Raw genomic sequence first — 26,608 nt, forward strand, 5'->3', positions numbered from 1 at the left:
CCGATGGCCCCCACCGCACCGTCCCGCAAGCCGCTGATGGCCGGGAACTGGAAGATGAACAAGAACCACCTGGAGGCCATCGCGCTCGTCCAGCAGCTCGCCTTCACCTTCAAGGAGGCGGACCACGACGCGGTGGACGTGGTGGTCCTCCCGCCGTTCACCGACCTGCGCTCGGTGCAGACGCTGGTGGACGCGGACTCGCTCGACATCGCCTACGGCGCGCAGGACGTGTCCCAGCACGCGTCCGGCGCGTACACCGGCGAGATCTCCGGCGCGATGCTCGCCAAGCTCGGCTGCACGTACGCGACGGTCGGGCACTCCGAGCGCCGCGAGTACCACCACGAGGACGACGCCCTGGTCAACGCCAAGGCCCGCGCCGCGCTCGCGAGCGACATCACGCCGATCGTCTGCGTGGGGGAGCGGCTGGAGGTCCGCGAGGCGGGCGACCACCTCGCGCACTGCCTCGCCCAGGTCGACGGCGCGCTGAGCAAGATCTCCGCCGAGCAGGCGGCGGGCCTCGTCATCGCCTACGAGCCCGTCTGGGCGATCGGCACCGGCAAGACCGCGTCCGCGCAGGACGCCCAGGAGGTCTGCGGGGCGATCCGCGCGCGCGTCGGCGAACTCTACGACGGTGACACCGCCGCGAAGATCCGTATTCTGTACGGCGGGTCGGTGAAGGGCGCGAACATCGCCGGGATCATGGCCCAGCCCGACGTGGACGGGGCACTGGTCGGCGGCGCGAGCCTCGACGCCGGCGAGTTCGTCAAGATCTGCCGGTACCGGGACCTCCCGGCCTGACGCGAGCCATCAATTCGGTCGCGTCCCGGGGGTTCATGCCGAACCAGGCGGGAGTTCGTCGTACCCTTCGTAGCTGACGGGTAAACGCCCGGCCCGACGCTCCGTCCCGCATCCGAGAACGCCCCGCCCGCGCGGGGGTGGCCAGAGAAGGCGCTGAACTGTGATCATCGCAACGTCCATCGTGCTCATCGTCACGAGCCTGCTGATGGTGGTCCTCGTCCTGATGCACAAGGGTAAGGGCGGCGGACTGTCCGACATGTTCGGCGGCGGAATCTCGTCGTCTCTCAGCGGATCGTCGGTCGTGGAGCGCAACCTGGACCGCCTGACCGTCGGCCTCGGCATCATCTGGCTGGCGGCGATCGTGGTCCTCGGTCTGCTGTTCAAGGGCTAGGGCGCCGGCCGACCGCCGGAGACATGCGAGCGCCGCGGCGGCGGCCCGCGCCCGAGGGCGCCGGGGCCGCCCGCCGCGGCATACAGAACGAGGAGTAGTCCGTGGGTAGTGGCAACGCGATTCGGGGCAGCCGCGTCGGGGCCGGCCCGATGGGGGAGGCTGAGCGCGGCGACGCGGCCCCCCGCGTCTGGGTCACCTTCTACTGCGCCAACCGGCACGAGACCCGGCCGAGCTTCGCGACCGACGTCGCGGTGCCCGAGACGTGGGACTGCCCGCGCTGCGGGTTCCCGGCGGGGCAGGACAAGGACAACCCGCCCGCGCCGCCGAAGACCGAGCCCTACAAGACGCACCTGGCGTACGTCAAGGAGCGCCGCAGCGACGCGGACGGCGAGGCCATCCTGGAGGAGGCCCTGGCCAAGCTGCGCGAGAAGCGCGCCGCGGTGAAGCGCGCGATGGAGGCCGCCGCGCGCGGCTGACCCGCCGCCCCCGGCACCGGCGTCCGGCCCGGCCCCGCCCACCCGGCGGGGCCGGGCCGCGCGCTTTCCCGGTGGCCCCGGCCGGGCGGCGGCCGCTAGGGTGGGCGGCACGCGACTGGCGCAGTCAAGGTGGAACGACCACCGGGAAGCGAACCGTCCGCACACCGCGCGCCTGGGTGTGCGGGTCCCCACGCCGGGACCCGCACGTTCCGGCGACGAGCAGCGCGGAGGCGCCATGCACCGGCCGTCCCTTCCCCACCTCCACCGCCAGGACCCCGACCTCGCCGGGCTCGTCGAGGCCGAGGCCCGCCGCCAGTTCGAGAAGATCCGGCTGATCGCGTCGGAGAACTACGTCTCGCCCGCCGTGCTGGAGGCGACCGGCTCGGTCCTCACCAACAAGTACTCCGAGGGCTACCCGGGCCGCCGCTACTACGAGGGCCAGCAGAACGTCGACCCGGTCGAGCTGCTGGCGGTCGAGCGGGCGCGGCACCTGTTCGGCGCCGAGCACGCCAACGTCCAGCCGTACTCCGGCTCGCCCGCCAACCTCGCGGTCTACGCGGCGTTCCTGCGGCCCGGCGACACCGTCCTCGGGCTGTCGCTGCCGATGGGCGGCCACCTGACGCACGGCTGGTCGGTGTCGGCGACCGGGAAGTGGTTCAACGCCGTCCGCTACGAGGTCCGCCGCGACACCGGCCGGATCGACCTCGACCAGGTCCGCGAGCTGGCGCTCAAGGAGCGGCCGAAGCTGATCTGGTGCGGCGGCACGGCGCTGCCCCGCACGATCGACTTCGCGGCGTTCGCCGAGATCGCGCGGGAGGCGGGCGCGGTGCTGGCCGCCGACATCGCGCACATCGCGGGGCTCGTCGCGGGCGGCGCGCACCCGTCCCCGGCGGGCCACGCGGACGTCGTCACCACCACGACGCACAAGACGCTGCGCGGCCCGCGCGGCGCGATGATCCTGTCCACCGCCGAGCACGCCGCCGCGCTCGACCGGGCCGTGTTCCCCGGGTTGCAGGGCGGCCCGCACAACCACACGACCGCCGCCATCGCGGTCGCGCTCGCGGAGGCGGCGCGCCCGGACTTCGCCGAGTACGCGCACCGCGTCGTCGCCAACGCCCGCGCCCTGGCGGACGCGCTGCTGGAGCGCGGCTACGACCTGATCTCCGGCGGCACCGACACCCACCTGATCCTCATCGACCTGACGAACAAGGGCGTGCCCGGCAAGCCCGCCGCCCGCGCGCTCGACGCGGCGGGGATCGAGCTGAACCACAACGCCGTCCCGTTCGACCCGCGCAAGCCGTTCGACCCGTCCGGGCTGCGCGTCGGCACGGCGGCGATCACCACGCGGGGCCTGACGCCCGACCGCATGCCGCAGATCGCGGCGTGGATCGACGAGGTCGTCACCGCGGCGGCGGCCGACCCGGACGACGCGTCGGTCGCCGACCGCGTCGCCGCCGAGATCCGCGAGCTGACGGCCGCCTACCCGATGCCGGGCTGGGCGCCCGCGGGCTGAGCGGCCCGCAGCACCACGATCATCCGCCACGCGTCGGGGTCGGACAGGTCCACGTCCCGGAAGTCGCCGTAGCGGGCGACGACCTCCAGCGCGCCGGACAGCCGGACGGCGGCCGACACCTCGGTCGCCGTCCAGAACCGGTACGGGACGACGTCGTGGAGGGCGCGCGGCTCCGCCCCGGACTCGATCGTCATCGCGACGCGGTCCGGGGCGATCTGCGTGACGGGGTCCAGCACGTCGTCCGGGCCGCCCCACCGGACGCGGGCGCGCACGCCGTCGCGCTCGACGGTCCAGTCGTTTCCGACGCTCGGGTCGCCGAGCCGGTCGCGCGGATGCGCCATCTCCACCACGTACAGGCCGCCGGGCGCGAGGTGCGCGGCGGCGCGGTCCAGGTGCGCGACGAACGCGTCGAGCGTCATCAGGTGCGACGTGGAGTCGAGCATGGTGACGACGAGGTCGAACCGGCGGCCGAGCGCGAACGACGTCATGTCGGCGCGCACGACGTCCAGCGCGACGCCGTCGTCGGCGGCCCGCTTCGCCGCGTACGCGCACATCGCCGGGTTCAGGTCCAGCGCGGTCGCGGCGACGCCCCGGCGCGCGAACGCGCGGGCGTGCTCGGCCGGGCCCGCCGCCAGCTCCAGCACCGAGCCGACCGGGCCCGTCCCGTGCTCGGCGCACCAGCCGAGCAGCGCCTCGACCTCCGGTTCGACGTCGCGGAACGAGCAGGCCAGCTCGTAGGCCCAGGGGTCGTCATAGATGCCGGTCACCCCGCCATCCTGCCAGCGCGGGGGAGGCGCCGCCGCGCCGTCCGTCCAGCCGCAGCCGGACCTCGACGACGCCGGGCTCCTCGGTGCGGACCGTCCGGCCGCCGAGCGCGGTCAGCAGCCGCCGCATCCGGGCGTTCTCGCTGAACGTCGTCGCGCGCAGCTCGACCAGGCCCCGGTCGCGGCCCAGCTCGACCAGCAGGCGGGTCAGGACGCGGCCCAGGCCCCGGCCCTGCCACGCGTCCTCCACCAGGAACGCCAGCTCCGCGACGCCGGGGTCCAGGACGTGGATGAGGTGCGCCATCGCGACCACCGACCCGTCCGGTCCCTCGGCGAGCAGCGTCACGCCGTGCCACGGCTCGCAGAACCGCTCCAGCGCGCGCCGCGGCGGCGCGGGCTTGGCGCTGAAGTAGCGGAGCCGCCGCGTCTCCAGCGAGCACCGCCCGTGCATCGCGCGGACCGCGTCGGCGTCGCCGCCGCGCATCGGGCGGATCGTGACGGCGGTGCCCTCGGCCAGCACGGCGCGGCGGGACGCGGGCGGCGGCCCGGCGGCGGGCAGCGCCGACCGGACCATCGCGTCGGCGCGGGCCGCCTCGGTGGCGGTGAACGGCAGGCCGGGGCGGTTCAGCAGGACGGCGCGGCGCTCCCCGACGGGCACGGCCAGGGTCTCGCCGCCCGCGCCCGCCGCCGCGTGCGCGGCGGGGGCCCAGCGGGCGCCGGGCGCGCGCAGCAGCTCGCCGAGGACGTCCGGCAGCGCGTCCGGCTCGGCGCGCAGCCGGGCGGCCAGGACGAGCGCGCGCGTGGTCTCGTCCACGAGTTCGCGCGGGCGCGCCGGGACGACCGCCGTGCGGACGCCGCCCGCCCCGGCGAGCGCGCGGTGCAGCCCGGCGGCGGCGTCGCCCTCCCGGCCGGGGACGTCCACGATGAACTCGTCCACGACGCCGTCCGGGCCGAGCTGGACCGACAGGCCGAGGATGTTGGCGCCCCGCCGGGCCAGGGCGGCGGTGAGCAGGGCCAGCCGGCCGGGCCGGTCCTCGATCTCGGCGCGGACGCGCAGCAGCGGCATGGAACGTTCCTTCCGGATCGCGGCGAACGCTTACCACGCCACCCTCACCGGCGGTTGTTACGCGACCGCTACGACATCGTGAGCTGACGGTTTCACATTGCGGACAAGGGCTTGAGCGGCCGCCGCCCACCGCCTAGCGTGCGAAGGGTGATCGAGCCTCTGCGCGGCGGACACCCGGACCGGAACCCCGGCGGCGGGCGGCTCCCCGCCCTGCGGCCCGGCCTCCTCAGCGACGAGCAGCGCGACGTCTACGAAGCCGTGACGGGCGGCCCGCGCGGCGCCCGGCCCGCGCCGTTCCCCGTCGCCGACGCCGAGGGCCGGCTGAACGGCCCGTTCAACGCGATGCTCTACAGCCCGCACGTCGGGATGCCGCTCCAGGAACTGGGCGCGGCCCTGCGGTTCCGCACGGGGTTCACCCGGCGCGAGCGCGAGATCGCCGTGCTCGTCGTCGCGCAGCACTGGCGGTCGGACTTCGAGTGGTTCGCCCACGAGCGGCTGGGCCGCCGCGCCGGGCTCACCGAGGACGAGCTGACCGCGCTGCGCGAGGGCCGCGCGCCGCTGCTGGCCGACGTCCGCGAGCGCGTCGTCCACGAGGCCGCCCGCCAGCTCGCCGCCGACGGCGACCTCGGCGACGCCGTCTACACCGAGGCGATCGCGGCGCTCGGCCGCGCCGTGCTCGTGGAGCTGGTCACCCTGGTCGGCTACTACGCGGGCCTCGCGCTGCAACTCCGCGTCTTCCGCACCGGCGTCCCGGCGGGGGAGACCGCTCCCACCTGGACGGAGAGGGACGATGAGTGACGTCCTGCGCACGCCCCGCCTGGAGCTGGCGCCGGTGAGCATGAGCGACCGGCGGCGGCTGGTCGCTCATTGGACCGGTCCCGCGGTCCGCGCCCACCTGTTCGGCGACCGGAACGTCTCCGGGGCCGAGATCACCGAGATCATCGCCGCGAGCGAGCGCGGCTTCGCGCTCCACGGCTACGGGCTCTGGACGGTCCGCCCGGCGGGCGGCGGCCCGCTGGTCGGGATGGCCGGGCTGCGGCGCAGCGGCGCGGACGAGGCGGAGGCCGAGATCGTCTACAGCCTCGAACCCGACCGGTGGGGGCGGGGCCTGGCGGCGGAGGCCGCCGGGGCGCTGCTCGGGTACGCGTTCGCCGCGACCGGCCTGCGGCGCGTCACCGCCGAGGTCGACGCGCCCGGCACGGTGCCCGCGCGGGTCGCCGAGGGGCTCGGCATGCGGCGGCACCGGCACGACCCGGACGGCAGCGTCCACTACGCCGCCGAGCGGGCCTCAGCCTGAGAGCATCCGCTCGATGTCGGCGGTCGCCGTCGCGCCCGCGACCATCTCGCCGTTCCCGAACACCAGCGTCGGCGTCGCGTCCACCCGCAGCTCCTCGGCGGCCAGCCGCAGCCGCGCGATCGGCGCGTGCGGGTCCGGCGGGTCCAGCGGCGGCCGCTCGTCCACCATCCACGCGTACCACGCGGCGGCGCGGTCGTCGGCCGCCCAGATCCGGCGGGCCGTCTCGTCGGACCCCGGATAGATCTCCAGCGGCAGCAGCAGCGTGTGGACGGTCAGGTCGTCGACGGCCGCCAGCTCGTCGCGGACCAGCCGCCGCGTGTACGGGTCCTGCGGGTCGCCGAACAGCGCCAGCCGCCGGCTCCCGTCGCCCCGCACGTCGGTGAAGGCCAGGTCGAGCGGCAGGTCCCCGAACCGCACATCCGCCATGTCCGATCCCCCCGAATGATCGTTACGCTGCGGATATACCCGGCGCGTGCGGCCGGAACCGCCGGGCGGGTCAGCGCGCCGCGCGGGCGAGCAGGGCGGCGCGCTCGCGCACGAACGGCTCGGGGTCGCGCTCGGCCAGCGCCCGGAACGCGTCGCCGAACTGCGGGAAGCCGCTGTAGGACGCGGCGAACAGCGCGGCGTAGCGGACCCGGGCGTCGGCGTCGCGCAGCGCCGCCGCGACCCGGCGGAACACCTGCTCGTCGTAGCCGTCGGCGGCCAGGCCGAGGCGCAGCACCGCCTGGCCGCGGGCGCGCGGGTCGGACGCGCCGTCCACCGCGCGGCACAGGTCCGGCACGGTCCACGCCGCCAGCGCCTCGGCGGCGCGCGCGGCGGCGGTGCGGACGGTGCCGCGCGGCCCCGACAGCGCGTAGTGGCCGATCCCGAACATCGCGTCCTCGGCGTAGTGCAGGGCCGCGCCGTGCGCCTCCCACGTCACGCGGCCCTCCGTCCCGGCCGCGCGGTCGCGCTCGGTCACGTTCGTCATCGGCCAGCGCAGGGCCTTCGCGACCGCGTCCACGTCCTCGACCGTTGTGCCGGGGCGGAGCACGCGCCGCGGGGTCCGCAAGAGATCAGTACTGCTGGGCATGCGGGGCATTGTGCAGCGAAGCGGACCGGGCCGCCACCGGAACGCGGCAATGTTGCGGCACCGCGGCGCGATCGGTACCGGAATCGTCGTCCGGCGCGGCGCTCAGTCCGGGTCGACGCCGCGGACCAGCAGCGCGACCTGCACCCGGTTGTTCAGCTCCAGCTTCGCGAGGATGCGCGAGACGTGCGCCTTCACCGTCGCGACGCTCAGCGACAGCTCCCGGGCGATCTCCCCGTTGGTGCGGCCGACGCCGACCAGGTCCGCGACGGCGCGCTCGGCGGCGGTGAGCCGCCCGAGCAGCGCGCGGGCGCGGTCGCGGCGCGGGTCGGCCCCGGCCGCGACGTAGCGCATCATGCGGCGCAGCACCTCGGGGGACAGCATCGGCTCCCCGGCCGCGACCGCCCGGATCGCCCGCAGGATCTCGGCGGGCTCGGTGTGCTTCAGCAGGAAGCCGCCCGCGCCCGCGCGCAGCGCGCCGAGGATGTGGTCGTCGGTGTCGAACGTCGTCAGGATGACGATCTCCGGCGGGTCCGTGCGGGACCGCAGCCGCTCGGTCGCCGCGAGGCCGTCCAGCCGGGGCATCCGGATGTCCATCAGGACGACGTCGGGGCGGTGCCGGTTCACCGCGGGGACGACCTCGGCGCCGTCGGCGACGCCCTCGACGACCTCGATGTCGGGCGCGTCGGCCAGGATCATCGACAGCCCGGTCCGCACCAGGGCGTCGTCGTCCACGATGAGCACGCGGATGGGAGAGTCCACCGGTCCAGCGTAGGGCCAGGCCGCGAGGCCCCGGTGCTCAGGCGGGCGCGGGGGCCAGCGACTCCACCGGGTTCGGCTCGCGGAGCCGCCGCGCGCGGTCCATGACGGCCTGGCCGCGCTGGACGCGCCAGCGCCGCAGCTCGACCGCCCGGAACCGCGCCAGGTGCCGCGCGTCCGGCCGGGGCAGGCCCGCGGGCGCGTACCCCCAGTCCGCGAGGCGGTCCCCGGCGACGTGCTCGACCAGGCCCGCCTCCCATTCGGCGAGGCGGTCGGCCCACGCGCCGACCCGCCGGGTGTCGACGTCCTGGTGCGTCCGCAGGTGCCACGCCCGCTTGGCCGGGACGGTGCGCCGCGCGTGGTGGCGGGGCTCGGCCATCGCCGGGTCGTACTCCTCGCCGAGGAAGGCGCACAGGCCGCGCAGCGCGGCCTCCGGGTCGGCGGTCAGGTCCTCGTAGCGCATCTGGTGGAAGGTGTCGGGGCCGAGCCGGGCGGCGTTGCGCGCGCCCGCGTCGATCGCCTCGCGCCAGGTCAGCGCGGCGCTGAACACGTCGCCGCCGTACCAGGGCATGGACCGCAGGGACGCGACCGCGTCGCGGCCGTCGCGGACCAGGTGGACGAACTGCGCGTCGGGGAACAGCCGCAGCAGCATCGGCACCTGCCGGAAGTAGCCGGGCCGCTTGTCGCCCCACCGGGCCCGGCCGTGCGCCTCGGCGTACCGGGAGAAGACCGTCGCGAGCGCGGAGCCGATCGTGGGCGGCGCGGCGACGATCGCCTCGGCGGTCTCGTCCCGGTCCAGCGGCGCGAGCGCGCGGAACTTGGCCTCGTCCCGTCCGACGAGCCAGGACGCGAACGCGCGCCGGTTCGCGGGCTCGGCGAGGTCGCCGAACTCCAGCCGGTGCCGGTAGGCGGGCTGCACCAGCCGCGTCTCGCTGGGCAGCGCGATGCGGCGGTGGCAGTGCAGCATCTGCTGGAGCAGGGTCGTGCCGGAGCGGGGACAGCCGAGGACGATGATCGGCCGCGGGGTCGGGAGCGTCATACCGGTCCAGCATGGACGCCCGAACTGAACGCGAAGGTGTGGGAAACCTGAGAAATCGCTGAGACCGGGGCGGGTGCGCCCTTCATCCGCCCGGCCGGGGACGCGCCCCGGCCGGGCGGGACGGGTCAGAGCTTCGCGCCCGTCACGGACTTGCCGAGGGCGCTGCCCGCCAGCCAGTCCTGCCACGACTTCGCCCACGGCGTCGGGCCGTTGCCGAACCGCAGCTTGCGCGTGGTCCCGCTGATCTGGACGATGTCGCCTCGGTTGGTGAACTCGTAGAACCACTTCGCGTCCGCCGGGGCCGCGTTCACGCAGCCGTGGCTGACGTTGGCGTTGCCCTGCGAGCCGACCGACCACGGCGCGCTGTGGACGAACGTGCCGCTGTAGGTGAGGCGGACGTTCCAGTCCGTCGGCGTCCGGTACGCACCGGGATCACCGGTCGTGGCCGAGTCCATCACCATGTGCGGCGTCTTCTCCTGGGCGATCATCGTGCCGCTGTAGCTGTCGTCGCCCGGCTTGCCGAGGCTGACCTTCATCGTCCGCACGACCGAGCCGCCCGACGTCACCGTCGCCCGGTGGGTGTTCGCGTTCACCTTCGTGATGTGCCGCTCGCCGACCGAGAAGTCCAGCGTGCGGTCCTTCATGCCGTACACGCCGTCCCCGACCTTCACCCCGGCCAGGTGCGCGACGACGCGGACCTTCTGCCCGGTCGGCCAGTAATCGCGCGGACGGAAGTCCACCTCGCGGTCGCTGATCCAGTTCCACGCGCCCTCGACCGGCGTCGACATCCGGACCTCCAGCGACCGCTCGACGGCCGCGCGGGCCTCCTTCGTCGCCACCGGCTGCGACAGCAGCAACTGGACCGGCATCCCCACGCCGACCTTCTCGCCGTCCAGCGGGGACATGCCACTCTCCAGCTTCTTGCGCGGCTTGAGCGTCGTGAACGAGGACGTCGCGGTGACGGCCCGGCCGTCCGCGTCGCCCTTCGCCGTCACCGTGTAGGCGGTGGACGGCTTGAGCCCCCACGTCGTCCGCCACGTCCGCCCGTCCGCCGACAGCGCCCCGGCCGCCTTGTCGCCCTTGGCGTCCGCGACCGTCACCTCGGTCAGCCTGCCGCTCTTCGCCCGGACCGTCACCGGCTGGTCCGGCGCGACGCCCTGCGTCCCGGTCGCCGGGACGATCTCCGGCGGCGGCGCCTCGGCGGCCTTGGCCGAGCCGCCCCCGGCCCCGTCACCCCCCGACGAGCATCCGGCGGCCCCCAGCACCACACCGGCGGCGAGCGCGGCGCCCGCCACCGCCGTCCGACCCCTCAGCACCCTTGTCCTCCTCGCGGTTCGTCGAGCACGCGGGGATTCCCCCGCCCGCCAGCGTATGCGGCGAACGGGGGAGTGCGGTCGCGATCCGGACGAGCGCCGGTCAGCCGGCGGCCGGAACCCGCGCGGCGGCCGCGCGGTCCAGCAGGAACAGCGTGCGCTCGCGGCCCGCGACCCCGGCCGCCGGGGCGTCCGCCGGGTCCGCGCCGCCGAGCGCCCGGCCGACCGCGTCGGCCTTGCCCTCGCCCGCCGCCAGCACCCAGACCTCGCGCGCCGCCCGCAGCGCGGGGAACGTCAGCGAGATCCGCGTCGGCGGCGGCTTGGGAGCGCCGTGGACGTCGGTGACCGACCCCTCGGCGCGCAGCGCGGGACGGCCGGGGAACAGCGACGCGACATGCGCGTCCGGGCCGATGCCGAGCAGCACCACGTCGAACGACGGGACGACCCCGCCGTCCGCCGGCAGCGCCGCCGCGCGCAGCTCAGACGCGTACCGCGCCGCCGCCTTCGCCGTGTCGTCGCCGTCCGGGCCGCCCGCCGCGGGCATCGGGTGGACGCGCGCCGGGTCCAGCGCGACGTGGTCGAGCAGCGCGGCGCGGGCCCCGGTCTCGTTGCGCTCCGGGTCGCCCGTGGGCAGGAACCGCTCGTCGCCCCACCACAGGTCCAGCCGCGCCCAGTCGATCGCGGCGCGCGCCGGGGACGCGGCGAGCGCCGCCAGCACCGCGGTGCCGACGCCGCCGCCGGTCAGCACGAGCGACGCCGCGCCGCGCGCCGCCTGCGCGTCCGTCACGACGGTGACGAGCCGCGCCGCGACGGCCGCCGCGAGCACGTCCTGATCAGGATGGACGATGACGCCCGTCACGCGCCGTCCTCCTTCTTCCGCGCGGGGGTCTTCCCGGCCGCCTTGCCCTCGGCCTTCTCCTCCGCGCGGTGCCCCGCCCGGCTCGCCGCCCGCTGCGCGGCCCGCTCGGCGGCGCGGTCGGCCGCGTCCTCGGCGGCCACCCGCTCGGCGCGCTCGCCCGGCAGGTCGGGATCGCGCTTGCCCGCCGCGAGCGCCAGGTCCTTGGCGAACCGGTCCGCCGCCTCCTGGTAGGTCTCGTCGGGGTCGAGCCGCCGCAGCTCCTCGGCCAGCAGCTCCGACATCGGGCGGCGCAGCAGCGACACCCGCCGGTCGGGCTGGTCGGGCCGCGACAGCGTCGCCACCCGGCCGTCCGGACGGGACACCACCAGGTCGCCGCCGGACGTGCGCAGCGTCACCCCGGTGATGCCGGGCCCGTCGGACACCTCGCGGACGATGCCCACGCCGAGCCGCACCGACAGCCACGCCGCCAGCAGCTCCGCGCTCGGGCTGTCGGGCTCCGCCGACACCGAGCCGCCGAGGATCGCGTCGTGGTCCTGGTCGAGGATCGAGGCGAGCAGCGTCCGCCACGTCGTGATGCGCGTCCAGGAGAAGTCGGTGTCGCCCGGCCGGTAGCCCTCCGCGAGCCGCACCAGCGTGCCGAGCCGGTCGCGGGCCGCGTACGCGTCGGTGACGCGCCGCGACGCCAGCCGCCCGAGCGGGTCGCGGGCGGGCTCCTTGGGCACCTTGCCGCCCGGCCACCACGTCACCACCGGCGTGTCCGGCATCAGCAGCGGCACGACGACCGAGTCGGCGTGCTCGGCGAGCGGCCCGTACATGCGCAGCAGGACCGTCTCGCCCGGCCCGGTCTCGCCCATCCGGATCTCGGCGTCCAGCCGGGACGTGCTGCCGCGCGCGTCGCGGGAGATGACGGTCAGGACGCGGCACGGGTGCTCGCGCGCGGCCTCCGTCGCCGCCCGCACCGCGTCGTACTGCGCCGACTCGTCGGTGACGATGATCAGCGTCAGCACCATGCCGACGGCCGGGCCGCCCATGAGGTGGCGGGCCTGCGTCAGCGCGTCCTGGATCGCCCGGGTCGTGGTCCCGGTGAGGTCGATGTTCATGCCTAGAGTCGCCTCCACGCGCGCCCGTCGCGCGCCATCAGTTCGTCCGCGCTGTCGGGTCCGTAGCCGCCGGAGCGGTACTGGTCGACCTCGCCGCGCTCGGCCCAGAACTCGGTGATCGGGTCGAGGATCTGCCAGGACAGCTCGACCTCCTCCTGCCGGGGGAACAGCGGGGGGTCGCCGATCAGGACGTCCAGCAGCAGCCGCTCGTACGCCTCCGGCGAGGACTCGGTGAACGACTCGCCGTAGGCGAAGTCCATGTTCACGTCGCGGATCTCCATCGAGGTGCCCGGGACCTTCGACCCGAAACGGACCGTTATCCCCTCGTCCGGCTGCACGCGCATCACCAGCGCGTTCTGCCCCAGCTCCTCGGTGTCGGTGTGCGAGAACGGCAGGTGCGGGGCCTTCTGGAACACCAGCGCGACCTCGGTCACCCGGCGGCTGAGCCGCTTGCCCGTCCGCAGGTAGAACGGGACGCCCGCCCACCGGCGGTTCTCGATCTCCAGCTTCACCGCCGCGTACGTCTCGGTGCGCGACGACGCGGGGATGCCGTCCTCCTCCAGGTACCCCCTGACGTTCACGCCGCCCTGCCAGCCCGACGCGTACTGCCCGCGCGCCGTCGCCAGCCCCAGCTCGCCCGGCACCTTCACCGACGAGAGGATCTTGGCCTTCTCGGCGCGGACGGCCTCCGCGCTGAACGACGTCGGCTCCTCCATCGCCGTCAGCGCCAGCAACTGCAGCAGGTGGTTCTGGATGACGTCGCGCGCCGCGCCGATCCCGTCGTAGTAGCCCGCCCGGCCGCCGATGCCGATGTCCTCGGCCATCGTGATCTGCACGTGGTCGACGAACCCCCGGTTCCAGATCGGCTCGAACATCGTGTTCGCGAACCGCAGCGCCAGGATGTTCTGCACCGTCTCCTTGCCGAGGTAGTGGTCGATCCGGAAGATCGACTCCTCGGGGAAGACGCGGTGGACGGTCGCGTTCAGCTCCCGCGCGCTCGCCAGGTCGTGCCCGAACGGCTTCTCGATGACGACGCGGCGGAACCCGTGGTGCCCGCCGCCGCCCGCCAGGCCGCTGTTCTGCAGCTGCTCGACGACCTGGGGGAAGAACTTCGGGGGGATCGACAGGTAGAACGCGTAGTTGCCGCCGGTGCCGCGGCTCTCGTCCAGCTCCTTGACGGCCATCGCCAGCGTCTCGAACGCCCCCGGGTCGCTGAACTCGCCGGGGACGAAGTGCATGCCCTCCGCCAGGTGCTCCCAGACGTCCTCGCGGAACGGCGTCCGCGCGTGCTTCTTCACCGACTCGTAGGCGATCTGGCGGAAGTCCTGGTGGTCCCACTCGCGCCGCGCGAAGCCCACGAGCGAGAAGCCCGGGGGGAGGAGCCCGCGGTTGGCGAGGTCGTAGATGGCGGGCAGCAGCTTCTTGCGCGACAGGTCCCCGGTCACGCCGAAGAGCACCAGGACGCTCGGCCCCGCCACGCGCGGCAGCCTCTTGTCCCGGGGATCTCGCAGCGGATTGGGTGTGGTGGTCACGTGGGCGCCCCCTCTTCTCGCACTCTCGGTCCTGGCCGTGGGCGGTTCCCGCCCACGTCGTCGACTGCGCCGCGCCCGCCTCCGCGCCCCGGGAGGACCGGCCGCGGGCGCGGGACCGCCAGGACCCGGTCAACGCCCCCTTCGGGTCGATCCTTCCCGATGGCCGGGTCACGGCAATCCCAGCCCCGCGTCACGGGGCGGGCAGCGGGCCGGGGGTCTACCCGGCCCGTGGTCGGGTACACCGGACGCCCGTCCGCCGGGCGGTCCGGTCCGGGCCGCCGGGTCACGGCAGCGCCGCCGTCACCGCGCGCGCCGCGGCGATGAGCCGCCCCGCCCCGCGGACCGGGTCGCGCAGGTGCAGGTGGACGACCGGCAGCCCGCGCTGCCGCAGCGCCCGCGCCTCGGCCAGGCCCCGGGTGAACTGCAGCGTCGCCAGCCCGTACGGGCGGCCCGGCACCGGGTGGTCGCCGAGCGGGTCGCCCGCGGCGGGCTCGCCCGTCACGACGAGGAACGCGCCGGTGCCCGGCCCGTCCTTGTGGACCGCGCCGGTCGCGTGCAGGTAGCCCGGGCCCGGCCCGTAGGCGACCGGGCGGCGCGCCCCGCGCGCCAGCGACGGCGCGAGGTAGCGGCCGGAGAACTCGCCCGACAGGTAGCTCGCCACCGCCAGGTAGCCGGTGCCGGGGACGCGGTCCAGCAGCATCGCCAGCACCGACTCCAGGTCGGAGCCGCCGCGCCACGCCAAATCCGTGTGGATCTCGACGTCGCCGTCCACCGCGACGGGCGGCCCGACCGGCGGCCGCCCGCCGCCGTCGGCCTGCAGCATCGTCGCGGCCCGGTCCTCGGCCTCCTGCGCGGCGGCCCCGCCCGACTCGAACGGGTTCACGCCGAGCAGCCAGCCCGCGATGGCCGTCGCGTACTCCCAGACGACGAACTGCGCGCCGACCGGGCCCCACACGCACGTGTCGTCGTCCTCGCCCGCGCCGGCCGGGTTGATCGAGACCGCGTGCAGGTCCGGGTAGGGGACGGGCACGCCCGGCGGCTCGAACGCCACGATCCCCCGGCCGCGCCGCCCGGTCCCGACCGCGACGAGCTGGGAGATCCACGCCGTCAGCGGGCCGGAGCCGCCGCGCTCGCGCAGCAGCAGCTTGTCGCGGGCCAGCCCCTCGGGGCCCTGCTGCGCGCAGCCGCCGAGGACCGCGCCGAGCAGCAGGCCCGGGTTGTCCTCCTCGCGGGCCAGCGACGGGACGACCTCGGCGGCCTCGTCCAGCAGCGTCGCGGCGTCCGCGCCCGCCAGCACCGCGGGCACCAGCCCGTACGCCGACAGCGCGCCGAAGTGGCCCGGCAGGTACGGGTCGGTGAGCCCGATCCGGTACCCGCACTGCCGCGCGAAACCGTGCAGCGGGCTGCCGTGGTCGGTGACGACCAGGAACCGCGCCGCGATCTGCCGCTCCGACAGGCCCGCCTCGCGGAACGCGCCGGTGAGGATGCGCCGGTAGGCGTCGCCCTCCAGCGACACGCCCGACTTGCTGGCCAGGACGACCAGCGTCCGGTCCAGCCGGTCCAGCGTGAACTGCAGCCCGGCCGTGTCGCCGCCGTCCAGCACGGTCAGCTCGCCGCCCGCGCCCGGCGGCCGCGCCGCGACGATCGCCTGCGCGGCCAGCGCCTCCGCGCCGACCGCGATCAGCGCCACGTGGTCGAGGCCGACCGACCGCGCCTCGGCGACCATGCCCTCGATCTGGCCGAGCAGCCCGCGCGACGCGGTCGGCAGGTCCAGCCAGCCGAGCCGGCTGTGGTCGACGGCGCGCCGCCCCCACAGCCGCGGGTCCTTGGTGGCCAGCGCGCCGGGCACGCCGGCGCCCACGAGGTAGTCGCGCGCCTGCAGGGCGGCGTGCAGCACGTCCCCGCGCGTCAGTACGTCGAATCCGGACACCGTTCCTCCTGCCCCCATCGTTTCAGGAGACAACCGGCATCCGCGACCCACCGCGCGATCTTCTGGAACCGGCGGGCGCCGGTCAGCTCTTCACCGCCTCCACGAGCTGGGCGATCCCCTCCGCCCGGTCGCGCAGGTGCAGCCGCAGCGCCGTCCGGCCCGCCGCGCGCAGCGCCCGCAGGTCGCCGTACGCCTGGGCGAGCTGGAGCTGTCCGAGGGTGTACGGGCGGCCGGGCACCGGCACGTCGCCGGGGGCGTCGCCCGTCAGGTGCAGGAACGTTCCCGGCGGGCCGCCGCCCGCGTGGAGCCGTCCGGTGGCGTGGGGGAGCGACGGGCCCCAGCCGAACGCCACGGCGGGCGGCTCGGCCGCCCGCGCCGCGCGCGTCGCGACCCGCTTGGCCACGCTCGCCGGCGTCCGCGCGGCCGCGCGCGCCGCCAGCAGCGGCCGCAGCTCCGCCGCGCGGCAGTCCCCGAGCCGGTCCAGGTACGCGGTGACCGTCAGGCAGCCGCGCCGGGGCGTCGCGGCCAGCAGCGCGTCGAACGCGTCCGCCAGGTCGCGGACGCCGCGCGGCAGGCCGCCCGGCGCGTGGACCTCGACCGCGCCGCACACCAGGTCCGGCGCGCGGGAGATCACCGTCGGCGCGGCGCCCTCCTCGGCCCGCAGCAGCGCGGCCGTGCAGTCGGCCGCCGCGCGCATCCCCGGCCGCGCGAACGGGTCGACGCCGAGGACGCGGCCCGCGACCGCCGCCGCGTACTGCCACAGCAGGAACTGCGCGCCGAGCGGACCGTCCACCGCCAGCGCCGCCGGGCCGCCGGACCCGGCGCGGCCGCCGAGCACCAGCCGCCGCACGTCGCGCGGGTCGGGGCCGTCGCCCGCGAAGCCGGGGGCGTCGACGTTCTCCGCGACGACCGGCAGCGGGCCGCGCGCGTCCGCGCCCGCCGTCCCGCCGAGCAGCCGCTCCACCCAGCCGGCCACGCCGGACGGCCCGGAACCGTCGCCGGCCAGCACGAGCTTGTCGCGGCCGTTCAGCGCCGCCGCGCCGAGCGCCGCCCCGAGCGTCAGGCCCGGATTGTCGTAGGTGCCGTCCAGGACGGGCCCGAGCGCCGCCGCCTCGTCCAGGACCGCGCCGGGGTCCGCGCCCGCCAGCGCGGCGGGCAGCAGCCCGGACGGGCCGAGCGCGTCGAACGCCCCGGCCGTGCCCGGATCGGACGGCGCGAACGCCCGCCCTGCTTCTTGCGCCGCCGCCACGAGCGGCGATCCCGGGTCGGCGATGACGGTGAACCGGTCCGCCGCGTCGACCCCGGCGGCGCGGAACGCCTCCTCGGCGACGCGGCACAGCGCGTCGGCGGTCGGCTCCGCGCCGCCGCCCGCCGCCACCACGACATGCGTCCGGTCCAGGTCCGGAGCCTCGGTCAGCGCCGCCGCGACCTCGCGCGGATCGGTGGTGTCCAGAACCGTCACGCCCGCGTTCAGCCGGGCCGCGACGGCCGCGGCCGCCGCCGGGGACCCCCCGAGCCCCGCCACGACGACCCGCTCCGCGCCGCGCCCCGCGCACCGCTCCAGCAGCGCCCGCGACGCGCGCGGCAGGTCCAGCCAGCCGAGCCGGGCCGCCGCGTCCGGCCCCCACAGCGTCGCGCTCCGGCGCGCCAGGGACCGCGGGACGCCGTCGGAGACGAGGCGGTCCAGCACCGCCTCGCCCTCGCCGACGACGTCCCCGCAGGTGGTGACCGAAACGCCCCCGACGGTCACCACCGACGTCACGCGGCCGGCCCGGCCTTCTTCTTCAGCTCGCCCTCGACCGTGCCGAGCAGTTCCTTCCAGGACGCCTCGAACTTCTCGACGCCCTCCTCCTCCAGCACCCGCACGACGTCGTCGTAGTCCACGCCCGCGTCCTTCAGCGCCGCCATGTGCGCCCGCGCGTCGTCGTACGCGCCGGTGACGGTGTCGCCCGCCGGGTCGCCCTGCTCGGCCTCGGCCTCCAGCGTCGCCTCCGGCATGGTGTTCACCACGCCGGGCGCGACGAGCTGGTCCACGTACAGCGTCGCCGGCAGCGCCGGGTCCTTCACGCCGGTGGATGCCCACAGCGGCCGCTGCGGACGCGCGCCCGCGTCCTTCAGCGCCGCCCAGCGCGCCGTCCCGAACTTCTCCTCGTACAGCGCGTACGCCAGCCGGGCGTTGGCCAGGCCCGCCTTGGACCGCAGCTCGGCCGCCGCGCCGCCGATCTTGTCCAGGCGCTTGTCGATCTCGGTGTCCACCCGGCTGACGAAGAACGACGCCACCGACTCGATCGTCGACAGGTCGTGCCCGTTCTCGCGCGCCTGCTCCAGCCCGGCGAAGAACGCGTCGATCACGCCCGCGTACCGCTCCAGCGAGAAGATCAGCGTCACGTTGACGCTGATGCCCTCGGCGAGCGCGGCCGTGATCGCGGGCAGGCCCGCCTCGGTCGCCGGGATCTTGATGAACAGGTTCGGGCGGTCCACCAGCCACCACAGCGCCCGCGCCTCGGCGACGGTCCGCTCGGCCTCGTGGGCGAGCCGGGGGTCGACCTCCAGCGACACCCGGCCGTCCACGCCGCCGGTCCGGTCGTACACCGGGCGCAGCACGTCGCAGCCCCACCGGATGTCGTAGGCGGTGATCGCCCGGACCGCCTCCTCGACGTCCACGCCGCGCACCGCGAGGTCGCGGACCTGGTCGTCGTAGGCGGAACCCTGCGCCAGCGCCTTGGCGAAGATGGTGGGGTTGGAGGTGACGCCCACCACCTCCCGGTCCTTGACCAGGGACTCCAGGTTGCCCGTCCGCAGCCGCTCCCGGCTGATGTCGTCGAGCCAGATCGACACGCCCTGGTCGGAGAGCCTCTTCAACGTCTCGCTCATCGCATTCCTCTCATCGTGCCATCGTGCCTCGCGGGAACGGCCGCGGCCGGGGCCCGTCAGTTCCCGGTCGTCGACCCCTTACCCGCGCGGCCCGCCTTGATGAGGCTGGACCGGGCGGCGGCCACGACGCGCTCGGGGGTGATGCCGAACTGCTCGAACAGCGTCTTGTAGTCCGCGGACGCGCCGAAGTGCTCCAGGCTGACCGACTCGCCGACGTCCCCGACGAACGCCCGCCAGCCGAGCGCGATGCCCGCCTCGACCGACACGCGCGCCCGGACGGCCGGGGGCAGCACCTCCTGGCGGTACGCGTCGTCCTGCGCCTCGAACCACTCCACGCACGGCATCGACACGACGCGCGTCGGGGTGCCGTCGGCCTCCAGCGTCTCGCGGGCCGCCAGCGCGATCTCGACCTCGGACCCCGTCGCGATGAGGATGACCTCGGGCCGCCCGGTGGACGCGTCGGCCAGCACGTAGCCGCCCTTGGCGACGCCCTCGGCCGACGCCAGCGTCCCGCCGCGCTCGAACACCGGCAGCTTCTGCCGGGTCAGCGCCAGGCCCGCCGGACGGTCGGTGTGCGTCAGGACGGTCCGCCACGCGACCGCCGTCTCGTTGGCGTCGGCGGGCCGGACGACGTCCAGGCCCGGGATCGCGCGCAGCGACCAGAGCTGCTCCACCGGCTGGTGCGTCGGGCCGTCCTCGCCGAGGCCGATCGAGTCGTGCGTCCAGACGTAGGTGACGGGCAGCTTCATCAGCGCCGCCAGCCGCACCGCGGGCCGCATGTAGTCGGAGAAGATCAGGAACGTGCCGCCGTAGGGCCGGGTGCCGCCGTGCAGCGCGATGCCGTTGCAGATCGCGCCCATCGCGTGCTCGCGGACGCCGAAGTGCAGCGTGCGCCCGTACGGCCCGCCCGGGAACTCCTTGGTCTGGAACTCCTCGGGGATGAACGACGGCTCGCCCGCCATCGTCGTGTTGTTGCTCTCGGCGAGGTCGGCCGAGCCGCCCCACAGCTCCGGCAGGACCGGCGCGAGCGCGCCCAGCACCTTCCCGGACGCGGCGCGGGTCGCGACGCTCGTGCCCGCCTCGAACTCCGGCAGCGCCTCGGTCCAGCCCGCGGGCAGGTCGCGCGCCGCGATGCGGTCGTACTCGGCGGCGCGCTCGGGGTGCGCGGTGCGCCACGCCTGGAACGCCTTGTCCCACGCGGCGTGCGCGGCGCGGCCCCGGTCCAGGACCTCGCGGGAGTGCGCCAGGACGTCCTCGGGGACGATGAACGTCTCGGTCGGGTCCAGGCCGAGGATCTTCTTGGTCGCCGCGACCTCGTCCGCGCCGATCGCCGAACCGTGGATCTTGCCGGTGTTCTTCTTGTTCGGCGCGGGCCAGCCGATGATCGTGCGCAGCGCGATGAACGACGGCCGGGACGTCTCCGCCCGCGCCGCGTCCAGCGCGGCCGCGAGCGCGCCGACGTTCTCCTCGTAGTCGCCGTTCTCGGTCCAGTCGACGTGGTGGACGTCCCAGCCGTACGCCTCGTAGCGGGCGCGGACGTCCTCCGACAGCGCGATGGCGGTGTCGTCCTCGATCGAGATGTGGTTGTCGTCGTACAGCACGACGAGGTTGCCGAGGCGCTGGTGGCCCGCGAGCGAGCTGGCCTCGTGGCTGATGCCCTCCTCGATGTCGCCGTCCGAGCAGATCGCCCAGACGGTGTGGTCGAACGGGGAGGTGCCCGGCGCCGCGTCCGGGTCGAACAGGCCGCGCTCGCGGCGGGCCGCCATCGCCATGCCCACCGCGTTCGCGATGCCCTGGCCGAGGGGGCCGGTGGTGGTCTCCACGCCCGCGGTGTGCCCGTACTCGGGGTGGCCGGGGGTGAGGCTGCCCCACTTGCGCAGCGACTTGAGGTCGTCCAGCGTCAGCGGGTAGCCCGAAAGGTAGAGCTGGATGTAAAGGGTCAGGCTCGAGTGCCCGCAGGAGAGGACGAACCGGTCCCGGCCCGCCCAGTTCGGGTCGGTCGGGTCCTGCTTCAGGAACCGCTGGAAGAGCAGGTACGCGGCGGGCGCCAGGCTCATCGCCGTGCCCGGGTGGCCCGAGCCGGCCTCCTCCACGGCGTCCATGGCGAGGGCGCGGACCACGTCCACCGCCCGCCGATCCAGGTCGGACCACTCAAACGTGCTGTCGTCGCCACTCACGGAACGCCAGGCTCCTCTCACAACCGCAGTGCGGGATACAGGTCGGTTCTCGGACGCGGGCGTCGCCGCGGCGGGCCGCGGCGACCGTTGCGGCGGCCCGTCGCGCCGGGGCGCGGCGAAGATCACCGCGCCCGGCCCGAGCCTACCGAACCCGGGGGCGGGCACTCGGGCCGCCGAGGGGCCGCGCGCGGTCCCCGTGAGCAGCGCCGTCGCCGCCCGCGCGGACGGCCGTCCGCATAGGGTGACCCTTGCCCGAAGGGGCGCGCGGCTAACCCCCCGCCCGGGTGAACTCGCGGGGGAGCCCGGCGCCCCCCGGCGCGGCCCCCGCCGGGGCCGGTGGCGCGCGTCACACCCCGTGACCGGCGCGTCCGGGCCCCGGTGCGTGACCCCCGGAGGGGGCGGACTACAGTGATTGCGCGGTTGACGACAGCGGCCGCGGTTGTGTTCGCCAAGCCGAAGTCGCAGCCGGCCCGAGGTGCGGCCCAGGGAACGCGGGGGCGCCGCCGAGCGGTACGCGATTTCTTCTCATCCCTAGTTGGACGTGGACCCGATTGTGACGGTGCTCAGTAACAAGCCCGGGGTGGACCTCGGCGAGGCGGCGCCGGCGGCGCCGCAGGCCCCGGTCGCCACGGCCGAACGCCGGTCGTTCGGCGCGAGCGTGCGCGCCTACGTGGCGCTCACCAAGCCGCGCGTGATCGAGCTGCTCTTGATCACCACCATCCCGGTGATGTTCCTGGCCGCGGACGGCGTGCCGCCGCTGCGCACGGTCCTGCTGACCTTCGCGTTCGGGGCGATGTCGGCGGGGGCGGCGAACGCGGTCAACTGCTACATCGACCGCGACATCGACGCCAAGATGCGCCGCACGCGGCGGCGTCCGCTGGCCCGCGACCTCGTCCGGCCCGGCCGCGCGCTGGTGTTCGGGATCACGCTGGCCGCGGCGTCCACGCTCGGCTTCGCGCTCGCCGTCAACGTCTTCGCGGCGGCGATGTCGCTGTTCGCGATCCTGTTCTACGTCTTCGTCTACTCGCTGCTGCTCAAGCGGCGGACGTCGCAGAACGTCGTGTGGGGCGGCATCGCGGGCTGCATGCCGGTGCTGATCGGCTGGGCGGCGATCACCGACGGGCTCACGCTCACCCCGTTCGTGCTGTTCGGCGTCGTGTTCCTGTGGACGCCGCCGCACACCTGGACGCTCGCGATGCGCTACCGCGAGGACTACGCGGTCGCCAAGGTCCCGATGCTCCCGGTCGTCGCCACCGAGCGCCGCGTCATCGTGGAGAGCCTGGTCTACGCGTACGCCACCGTCGTCTGCTCGCTGGCGCTGTGGCCCGTCGCGGGGATGGGCCCGGTGTACGGGGCCGTCGCGGTCGTCCTCGGCCTGGTGTTCGTCGCCGAGGGGCACCGGCTGCTGCGGGCCGTCCTCGCCGGGGTCACCGGCGTCCACCTGCGGCCGATGCGGTTCTTCCACCTCTCCAACGTCTACCTGGCGCTGCTGTTCACGGCGGTCGCCGTGGACCCGCTGCTGCACTGACGCGCGTTCCGCCCGGCGCGGCCGGGGCCCCTTCGGGCGGCCCCGGCCGCGCCGTTGTCGTGAACGTCCGGTTACGCTCCCCTCATGGCGCGCGTTGACCCGAAGGCCGTGCTGGAGGGAAGGGTGCCGGGGCGGCCCCCGGTCCTGCTCATCACGGGCGTGCTCGTCTGCTCGGTGTGCGCGCTGTTCGCGCTCGGGCTGGACGCGTTCTCCGGCGGCAGCGGCTTCTGGGCCGGGCTGGTGCTGGCGATGCTCCCGATCCCGCTGCTGGTCGGGCTCGTCCTGGCCCTGGACCGGATGGAGCCCGAGCCGCCGCGCGCGCTCGTGTTCTCCTTCATGTGGGGCGCGGGCGTCGCCGTGCTCGGCGCGCTCGTCCTCAACACGCTCGGGCTGCTGTACGTCACCGTCCCGATCTTCGGGGAGCAGCGCGGCCACTTCGTCAGCGCGACGTTCGGCGCGCCCGTCATCGAGGAGACGCTGAAGGGCGCGGTCCTGTTCGGCCTGCTGTGGTGGCGGCGCACCGAGCTGGACGGGTTCTCCGACGGAGTCATCTACGCCGCGATGGTCGGGCTCGGCTTCGCGATGATGGAGAACGTCACCTACTACATGCGCGCGTACGAGGACGGCGGCGCGCAGGCCCTCCAGGCGGTGTTCGTGCTGCGCGGCCTCATCGTGCCGTTCAGCCATCCGCTGTTCACGTCGATGACGGGCCTCGGCGTCGCCTACGCCGCCACGCACCGGCGCGGGCAGGTCGCCGCGCCGCTGCTCGGCATCCTCGGCGCGATGCTGCTGCACGGCCTGTGGAACGGGTCCACGGCGTTCGGCGGGGCCGGGCTGGCGATCGTGTACGCGCTCGACCTCGTCGTCCTGGTCGTGCTCATCGTGATCATCTCGGTGGAGCGCCGCTCGACGGTCCGCCGCATCGAGACCTACCTGCCCGCGTACGCCCCGACCGGCCTGGTCACGCCGCAGGATGTCCGGATGCTGCACTCCATCCGGTCGCGGCGGCACGCGCGCCGCTGGGCGAAGATGGTCGGCGGCAAGCCCGCCGCCCGCGCGATGGGCGACTACCAGCACGCCGCGACCGAGCTGTCGCTGCTGCACAAGCGCGCCGAGCGGGGCGTCGCCGACCCCGTCTGGTTCAGCACCCGCCGCGACGCGCTGCTGGAGCTGATGGCCCACGCCCGGCGGACGTTCCTGCGCGCGCCGCCGGACCGGCCGCCCGCGCCGCCCTGGGCGGCCGGGGGCCACTCGGGCTTCACCCATCCCGGCGCGCGGGGCGGCCCGCCGCCGCACGGGTATTAGCGGGGTCGGGTCCGGGTCGCGGAGGGCCGCCCATACGATGAGGAGCGTGGCCGAACGATCCGATGACCCCGCCCGCACGCCTTCCGCGAACCCGCTCCGGCGGGCCGTCGACGCCGTCTGGCGGCCGACGCCCGCGTCGCTGCGGTTCCTGGCGCTGCTCGGCGTGGTCGGCAACGCGGTGATCGTCGCCACCGGCGGGGCCGTCCGGGTCACCAAGTCCGGCCTCGGCTGCCCGACGTGGCCGCGCTGCACCGGCGACAGCCTCGTCCCGACCAGCAACCCCGACCACCCGGCGCTCAACATGGGCATCGAGTTCGGGAACCGGATGCTCACCTTCGTGGTGCTGGCCATCGGCGCGCTGGTGTTCGTCGCGGCGCTGCGGCTGGTCCCGCGCCGCCGCGAGCTGGTGTGGCTGGCGCTCGCGCAGCCGATGAGCGTCGTCGCGCAGGCCGTGATCGGCGGCATCGTCGTCCTCACCGACCTGCACCCGGCGGCGGTCGCGGTCCACTTCCTGGTGTCCCCGGCGCTCGTCGTCTTCTGCGTGCTGCTGTGGATTCGCTCGGGCGAGGGCGACGCCGCGCCGCGCCGCGTCGGCGGGTCCGCGCTGCGGTGGCTGTCGTGGGCGCTGGTCGTCGCGGCGGGCCTGGTGCTCGTCGCGGGCACCGTCGTCACCGGCAGCGGCCCGCACGCGGGCGACGCCGAGGCGCGCCGGTGGAACTTCAACATCGAGACGGTCGCGCGGGTCCACGGCGAACTCGCCTGGACGCTCGTGCTGGTCACCGTCGTCGTGCTGGTGTGGGCGGTGCGGGCGAACGTCCCCGGCCCGCTGCGGCGGCGCGCGGTCGAGCTGCTGGCGATCGAGCTGGCGCAGGGCGCGATCGGGTACACCCAGTACGCTCTCGGCGTTCCCGGCCAGCTCGTCGTCCTGCACATGCTCGGCGCGGTCGTGCTGTGGATCGCCGCGCTGCGGGTGCCGTTCGCGCTCCGCGACCGCGGCCCGGCGACGGCGGCCGCGCCCGTCGAGGCGCCCCGGCAGGAGCCGCAGCCCGCGCTCTAGCGGACGCGGTCGGGCTTGCCCGCGAGGAACGTGCGCAGCCGGTCCAGCGGCCAGGTGTTGATCACGTCGTCCGGGGTGAGCCAGCCGCGCTGCGCGACGGCGATCCCGAACCGGATGTTGCGGTGGTCGCGGATCGAGTGGGCGTCGGTGTCGACCGAGAACACCACGCCGAACCGCTTCGCGCGGCGGACCAGGTCGGCGGGGAGGTCCAGCCGGTCGGGGAAGCAGTCGATCTCCAGCGCGGTGCCGGTGCGGGCCGCCGCCCGGAAGACCTCGTCCCAGTCGGCGTCCACGGGGTTGCGGCGGCCGATGGACCGGGTCGTCGGGTGGCCGATCACGTGGACGTACGGGTTCTCGCACGCCCGGACGAACCGGCGCGTCATCTCCGCGGAGTCCTGCCGGAACTGCGAGTGGACGGACGCGACGCACAGGTCGAAGCCCGCGAGGAAGTCCGCGTCCCAGTCGACGCCGCCCTCCGGCCCGATGTTCAGCTCCGCGCCCTGGAGGATCGTCAGGCCCTCGGTGCGGGCGTCCAGCTTCCGGATCTCCTCGCGCTGGGCGAGGATCTTCGCGTCCGTCATGCGCTGCATGAACAGGTCCGGGGCGTGGTCGGTGACCGCGTAGTACTCCAGCCCCCGGTCCTTCGCCGCCGCGACCATCTCGGCCAGCGACGCGGTCCCGTCGGTGAGGTCGGTGTGGCTGTGCAGGTCGCCGCGGACGTCCTCGACGGTCACGAGCCGGGGCAGTTCCCCCTCCAGCGCGGCCTCGATCTCCCCGGCGTCCTCGCGCAGCGCCGGATGGATCCACGGCAGGCCGATCCGGGCGTACACCTCCTCCTCGGTCTCGGAGACGACCAGCTCGCCGGACTCCACGTCGAACACGCCGTACTCCGACAGCCGCAGCCCGGCGCGCACCGCGATCTCCCGCGTGCGCACGTTGTGCGCCTTCGACCCGGTGAAGTACTGCAGCGCCGCGCCCCACGCCTCCGGCGGCACGACGCGCAGGTCCACCTGGAGGCCCCGCGACGTGCGCACCGACGTCTTCTTCTCGCCCGCCGCGATGACCTCGGTGACGAACGGCAGCGCGGTGAACGCCGCCATCACCGGCCCGGCGTCGCGCGCGGCGGCCAGGACGTCCACGTCCCCGATCGTCTCCCGGCCGCGCCGCAGCGACCCCGCGTACCGGCAGCGCAGCACGCCCGGCGCCGCCGACACGGCCGCGACGACCTCGTCCGCCAGGTCCGCCGCGACGTCCACGAGCACCCGCCCGCCCGCCTGCCGCAGCAGCTCGATGCCGTGCCGCAGGTTGTCCTCGGTCCTCGGGCCGAAGCCCTTCACGCCGCGCAGCCGCCCGCGCTCGATCGCCTCGGCCAGCTCGTCCACCGACGAGACGCCGATCTCCTCGTACAGCGCCAGGGCCTTCTTCGGCCCGAGCGTCGGGATCTCCGTCAGCGCCCGCACCCCGGCGGGGATCTGCGCGCGCAGCTCCTCGACCTGCCGGATCGTGCCGGTGGAGGTGTAGTCCTGCACCTTCCGGGCGATGGCCTCGCCCACGGTCGGGATCTTCTTCAGCCCCGCCAGCGACAGCTCCGAGACGTCCTCGGGGTGGCCCGCGATGGACCGGGCCGCCTTCTCGTACGCCCGGACCTTGAACGCGTCGCCGCCGGTGATGGACAGCAGGTCGGCCAGCTCCAGCAGGAGCGCCGCCGCCTCGTCGTTCGCGCGTGCCATGCCGCCGAGTCTACGAACGGGGTCGGACGTT

General features: G+C 75.3%; 23 protein-coding genes, 1 pseudogene and 1 riboswitch. Of the genes and pseudogenes, 9 read left to right on the plus strand and 15 right to left on the minus strand.

Annotated features, from left to right (window positions below):
- Nucleotides 1–3 precede the first annotated feature (3 nt).
- The 4 genes from tpiA (at nucleotide 4) to G339_RS0124675 (ending at nucleotide 3,178) form a co-directional block, all read left to right on the plus strand.
- Nucleotides 4–798: a triose-phosphate isomerase gene (gene tpiA, locus G339_RS0124660; RefSeq protein ID WP_019633733.1), complete on the plus strand. Its 795-nt coding sequence runs from the start codon at nucleotides 4–6 to the stop codon at nucleotides 796–798.
- A gap of 160 nt (nucleotides 799–958) precedes the next feature.
- Complete coding sequence (gene secG, locus G339_RS0124665) at nucleotides 959–1,189, plus strand: preprotein translocase subunit SecG (RefSeq protein ID WP_019633734.1); 231 nt, start codon at nucleotides 959–961, stop codon at nucleotides 1,187–1,189.
- Nucleotides 1,190–1,290: 101 nt separating this feature from the next.
- Complete coding sequence (locus G339_RS0124670) at nucleotides 1,291–1,665, plus strand: RNA polymerase-binding protein RbpA (RefSeq protein WP_084693403.1); 375 nt, start codon at nucleotides 1,291–1,293, stop codon at nucleotides 1,663–1,665.
- A gap of 101 nt (nucleotides 1,666–1,766) precedes the next feature.
- Nucleotides 1,767–1,850: riboswitch (ZMP/ZTP riboswitch) on the plus strand.
- A gap of 50 nt (nucleotides 1,851–1,900) precedes the next feature.
- Nucleotides 1,901–3,178: a serine hydroxymethyltransferase gene (locus tag G339_RS0124675; RefSeq protein ID WP_019633736.1), complete on the plus strand. Its 1,278-nt coding sequence runs from the start codon at nucleotides 1,901–1,903 to the stop codon at nucleotides 3,176–3,178.
- Here G339_RS0124675 and G339_RS0124680 read toward each other — a convergent pair.
- On the minus strand, nucleotides 3,145–3,945 hold the full coding sequence (locus G339_RS0124680) for a class I SAM-dependent methyltransferase (protein WP_019633737.1): 801 nt from the start codon (nucleotides 3,943–3,945) through the stop codon (nucleotides 3,145–3,147). The genes G339_RS0124675 and G339_RS0124680 overlap by 34 nt on opposite strands.
- Nucleotides 3,929–5,008 carry a GNAT family N-acetyltransferase gene (locus G339_RS0124685; protein ID WP_019633738.1) on the minus strand — a complete coding sequence of 360 codons (1,080 nt, stop codon included), beginning with the start codon at nucleotides 5,006–5,008 and terminating at the stop codon, nucleotides 3,929–3,931. Before G339_RS0124685 ends, G339_RS0124680 begins: the two co-directional genes overlap by 17 nt.
- Before the next feature lie 147 nt (nucleotides 5,009–5,155).
- Here G339_RS0124685 and G339_RS0124690 point away from each other — a divergent pair, with 147 nt between their 5' ends.
- Together G339_RS0124690 and G339_RS0124695 are read left to right on the plus strand one after the other, a co-directional pair.
- The gene (locus tag G339_RS0124690; protein WP_019633739.1) at nucleotides 5,156–5,806 is read left to right on the plus strand and encodes a carboxymuconolactone decarboxylase family protein; all 651 of its coding nucleotides are present in this window, start codon (nucleotides 5,156–5,158) and stop codon (nucleotides 5,804–5,806) included.
- On the plus strand, nucleotides 5,799–6,305 hold the full coding sequence (locus G339_RS0124695) for a GNAT family N-acetyltransferase (protein ID WP_019633740.1): 507 nt from the start codon (nucleotides 5,799–5,801) through the stop codon (nucleotides 6,303–6,305). Before G339_RS0124690 ends, G339_RS0124695 begins: the two co-directional genes overlap by 8 nt.
- Here the strand turns inward: G339_RS0124695 and G339_RS0124700 are convergent.
- From G339_RS0124700 to tkt, 12 genes and pseudogenes are all read right to left on the minus strand, one after another.
- Nucleotides 6,297–6,731 carry a thioredoxin fold domain-containing protein gene (locus G339_RS0124700; RefSeq protein WP_033324255.1) on the minus strand — a complete coding sequence of 145 codons (435 nt, stop codon included), beginning with the start codon at nucleotides 6,729–6,731 and terminating at the stop codon, nucleotides 6,297–6,299. The genes G339_RS0124695 and G339_RS0124700 overlap by 9 nt on opposite strands.
- Before the next feature lie 70 nt (nucleotides 6,732–6,801).
- The gene (locus G339_RS0124705) at nucleotides 6,802–7,377 is read right to left on the minus strand and encodes a HEAT repeat domain-containing protein (protein WP_084693404.1); all 576 of its coding nucleotides are present in this window, start codon (nucleotides 7,375–7,377) and stop codon (nucleotides 6,802–6,804) included.
- A 102-nt stretch (nucleotides 7,378–7,479) separates the two neighbouring features.
- Nucleotides 7,480–8,136: a response regulator gene (locus G339_RS0124710; protein ID WP_033324256.1), complete on the minus strand. Its 657-nt coding sequence runs from the start codon at nucleotides 8,134–8,136 to the stop codon at nucleotides 7,480–7,482.
- Nucleotides 8,137–8,173: 37 nt separating this feature from the next.
- Complete coding sequence (locus G339_RS0124715; RefSeq protein ID WP_019633744.1) at nucleotides 8,174–9,172, minus strand: sulfotransferase family protein; 999 nt, start codon at nucleotides 9,170–9,172, stop codon at nucleotides 8,174–8,176.
- Nucleotides 9,173–9,297: 125 nt separating this feature from the next.
- Nucleotides 9,298–10,488, minus strand: coding sequence for a L,D-transpeptidase (locus G339_RS0124720; RefSeq protein ID WP_157407993.1), 1,191 nt, complete (start codon nucleotides 10,486–10,488; stop codon nucleotides 9,298–9,300).
- A 100-nt stretch (nucleotides 10,489–10,588) separates the two neighbouring features.
- Nucleotides 10,589–11,344 (minus strand): 6-phosphogluconolactonase, encoded by a 756-nt coding sequence (gene pgl / locus G339_RS0124725; RefSeq protein WP_019633746.1) that lies wholly within the window; start codon nucleotides 11,342–11,344, stop codon nucleotides 10,589–10,591.
- A gap of 191 nt (nucleotides 11,345–11,535) precedes the next feature.
- Nucleotides 11,536–12,444: pseudogene (locus G339_RS0124730) on the minus strand (glucose-6-phosphate dehydrogenase assembly protein OpcA); the annotation flags it as partial.
- A gap of 2 nt (nucleotides 12,445–12,446) precedes the next feature.
- Nucleotides 12,447–13,922: a glucose-6-phosphate dehydrogenase gene (gene zwf, locus G339_RS0124735; protein ID WP_019633748.1), complete on the minus strand. Its 1,476-nt coding sequence runs from the start codon at nucleotides 13,920–13,922 to the stop codon at nucleotides 12,447–12,449.
- 337 nt (nucleotides 13,923–14,259) lie between these two features.
- Nucleotides 14,260–15,906 carry a hypothetical protein gene (locus G339_RS0124740; RefSeq protein WP_019633749.1) on the minus strand — a complete coding sequence of 549 codons (1,647 nt, stop codon included), beginning with the start codon at nucleotides 15,904–15,906 and terminating at the stop codon, nucleotides 14,260–14,262.
- A gap of 82 nt (nucleotides 15,907–15,988) precedes the next feature.
- Nucleotides 15,989–17,668, minus strand: a complete 1,680-nt coding sequence (locus G339_RS0124745) for a hypothetical protein (RefSeq protein WP_019633750.1) — start codon at nucleotides 17,666–17,668, stop codon at nucleotides 15,989–15,991.
- A complete protein-coding gene (tal, locus tag G339_RS0124750) occupies nucleotides 17,665–18,780 on the minus strand; it encodes a transaldolase (RefSeq protein ID WP_019633751.1) in 1,116 nt (371 codons plus the stop codon). Before tal ends, G339_RS0124745 begins: the two co-directional genes overlap by 4 nt.
- A gap of 56 nt (nucleotides 18,781–18,836) precedes the next feature.
- Complete coding sequence (gene tkt / locus G339_RS0124755) at nucleotides 18,837–20,882, minus strand: transketolase (protein WP_240489899.1); 2,046 nt, start codon at nucleotides 20,880–20,882, stop codon at nucleotides 18,837–18,839.
- 628 nt (nucleotides 20,883–21,510) lie between these two features.
- On the opposite strand from tkt, the gene G339_RS0124760 reads away from it, so the two are divergent.
- The 3 genes from G339_RS0124760 (at nucleotide 21,511) to G339_RS0124770 (ending at nucleotide 24,847) form a co-directional block, all read left to right on the plus strand.
- Entirely contained in the window at nucleotides 21,511–22,485 is a 975-nt protein-coding gene (locus tag G339_RS0124760) for a heme o synthase (RefSeq protein WP_157407994.1), read from the plus strand.
- A gap of 84 nt (nucleotides 22,486–22,569) precedes the next feature.
- Nucleotides 22,570–23,790, plus strand: a complete 1,221-nt coding sequence (locus G339_RS0124765; RefSeq protein ID WP_019633754.1) for a PrsW family intramembrane metalloprotease — start codon at nucleotides 22,570–22,572, stop codon at nucleotides 23,788–23,790.
- 37 nt (nucleotides 23,791–23,827) lie between these two features.
- Nucleotides 23,828–24,847 (plus strand): COX15/CtaA family protein, encoded by a 1,020-nt coding sequence (locus G339_RS0124770; RefSeq protein ID WP_051107956.1) that lies wholly within the window; start codon nucleotides 23,828–23,830, stop codon nucleotides 24,845–24,847.
- Here G339_RS0124770 and polX read toward each other — a convergent pair.
- A complete protein-coding gene (gene polX, locus G339_RS0124775; protein ID WP_019633756.1) occupies nucleotides 24,844–26,577 on the minus strand; it encodes a DNA polymerase/3'-5' exonuclease PolX in 1,734 nt (577 codons plus the stop codon). The genes G339_RS0124770 and polX overlap by 4 nt on opposite strands.
- Nucleotides 26,578–26,608: the final 31 nt, after the last annotated feature.

Source organism: Actinomadura atramentaria DSM 43919, from assembly GCF_000381885.1.
GTDB lineage: Bacteria > Actinomycetota > Actinomycetes > Streptosporangiales > Streptosporangiaceae > Spirillospora > Spirillospora atramentaria.

Coding starts and splice junctions, on each gene's coding strand:
- G339_RS0124700 (WP_033324255.1), bottom strand. CDS start 6,731: ATGGCGGATGTGCGGTTCGGGGACCTGCCGCTCGACCTGGCCTTCACC.
- G339_RS0124695 (WP_019633740.1), top strand. CDS start 5,799: ATGAGTGACGTCCTGCGCACGCCCCGCCTGGAGCTGGCGCCGGTGAGC.
- G339_RS0124765 (WP_019633754.1), top strand. CDS start 22,570: ATGGCGCGCGTTGACCCGAAGGCCGTGCTGGAGGGAAGGGTGCCGGGG.
- G339_RS0124675 (WP_019633736.1), top strand. CDS start 1,901: ATGCACCGGCCGTCCCTTCCCCACCTCCACCGCCAGGACCCCGACCTC.
- polX (WP_019633756.1), bottom strand. CDS start 26,577: ATGGCACGCGCGAACGACGAGGCGGCGGCGCTCCTGCTGGAGCTGGCC.
- tkt (WP_240489899.1), bottom strand. CDS start 20,882: ATGGACGCCGTGGAGGAGGCCGGCTCGGGCCACCCGGGCACGGCGATG.
- G339_RS0124705 (WP_084693404.1), bottom strand. CDS start 7,377: ATGCCCAGCAGTACTGATCTCTTGCGGACCCCGCGGCGCGTGCTCCGC.
- G339_RS0124685 (WP_019633738.1), bottom strand. CDS start 5,008: ATGCCGCTGCTGCGCGTCCGCGCCGAGATCGAGGACCGGCCCGGCCGG.
- G339_RS0124770 (WP_051107956.1), top strand. CDS start 23,828: ATGAGGAGCGTGGCCGAACGATCCGATGACCCCGCCCGCACGCCTTCC.
- G339_RS0124715 (WP_019633744.1), bottom strand. CDS start 9,172: ATGACGCTCCCGACCCCGCGGCCGATCATCGTCCTCGGCTGTCCCCGC.
- tal (WP_019633751.1), bottom strand. CDS start 18,780: ATGAGCGAGACGTTGAAGAGGCTCTCCGACCAGGGCGTGTCGATCTGG.
- tpiA (WP_019633733.1), top strand. CDS start 4: ATGGCCCCCACCGCACCGTCCCGCAAGCCGCTGATGGCCGGGAACTGG.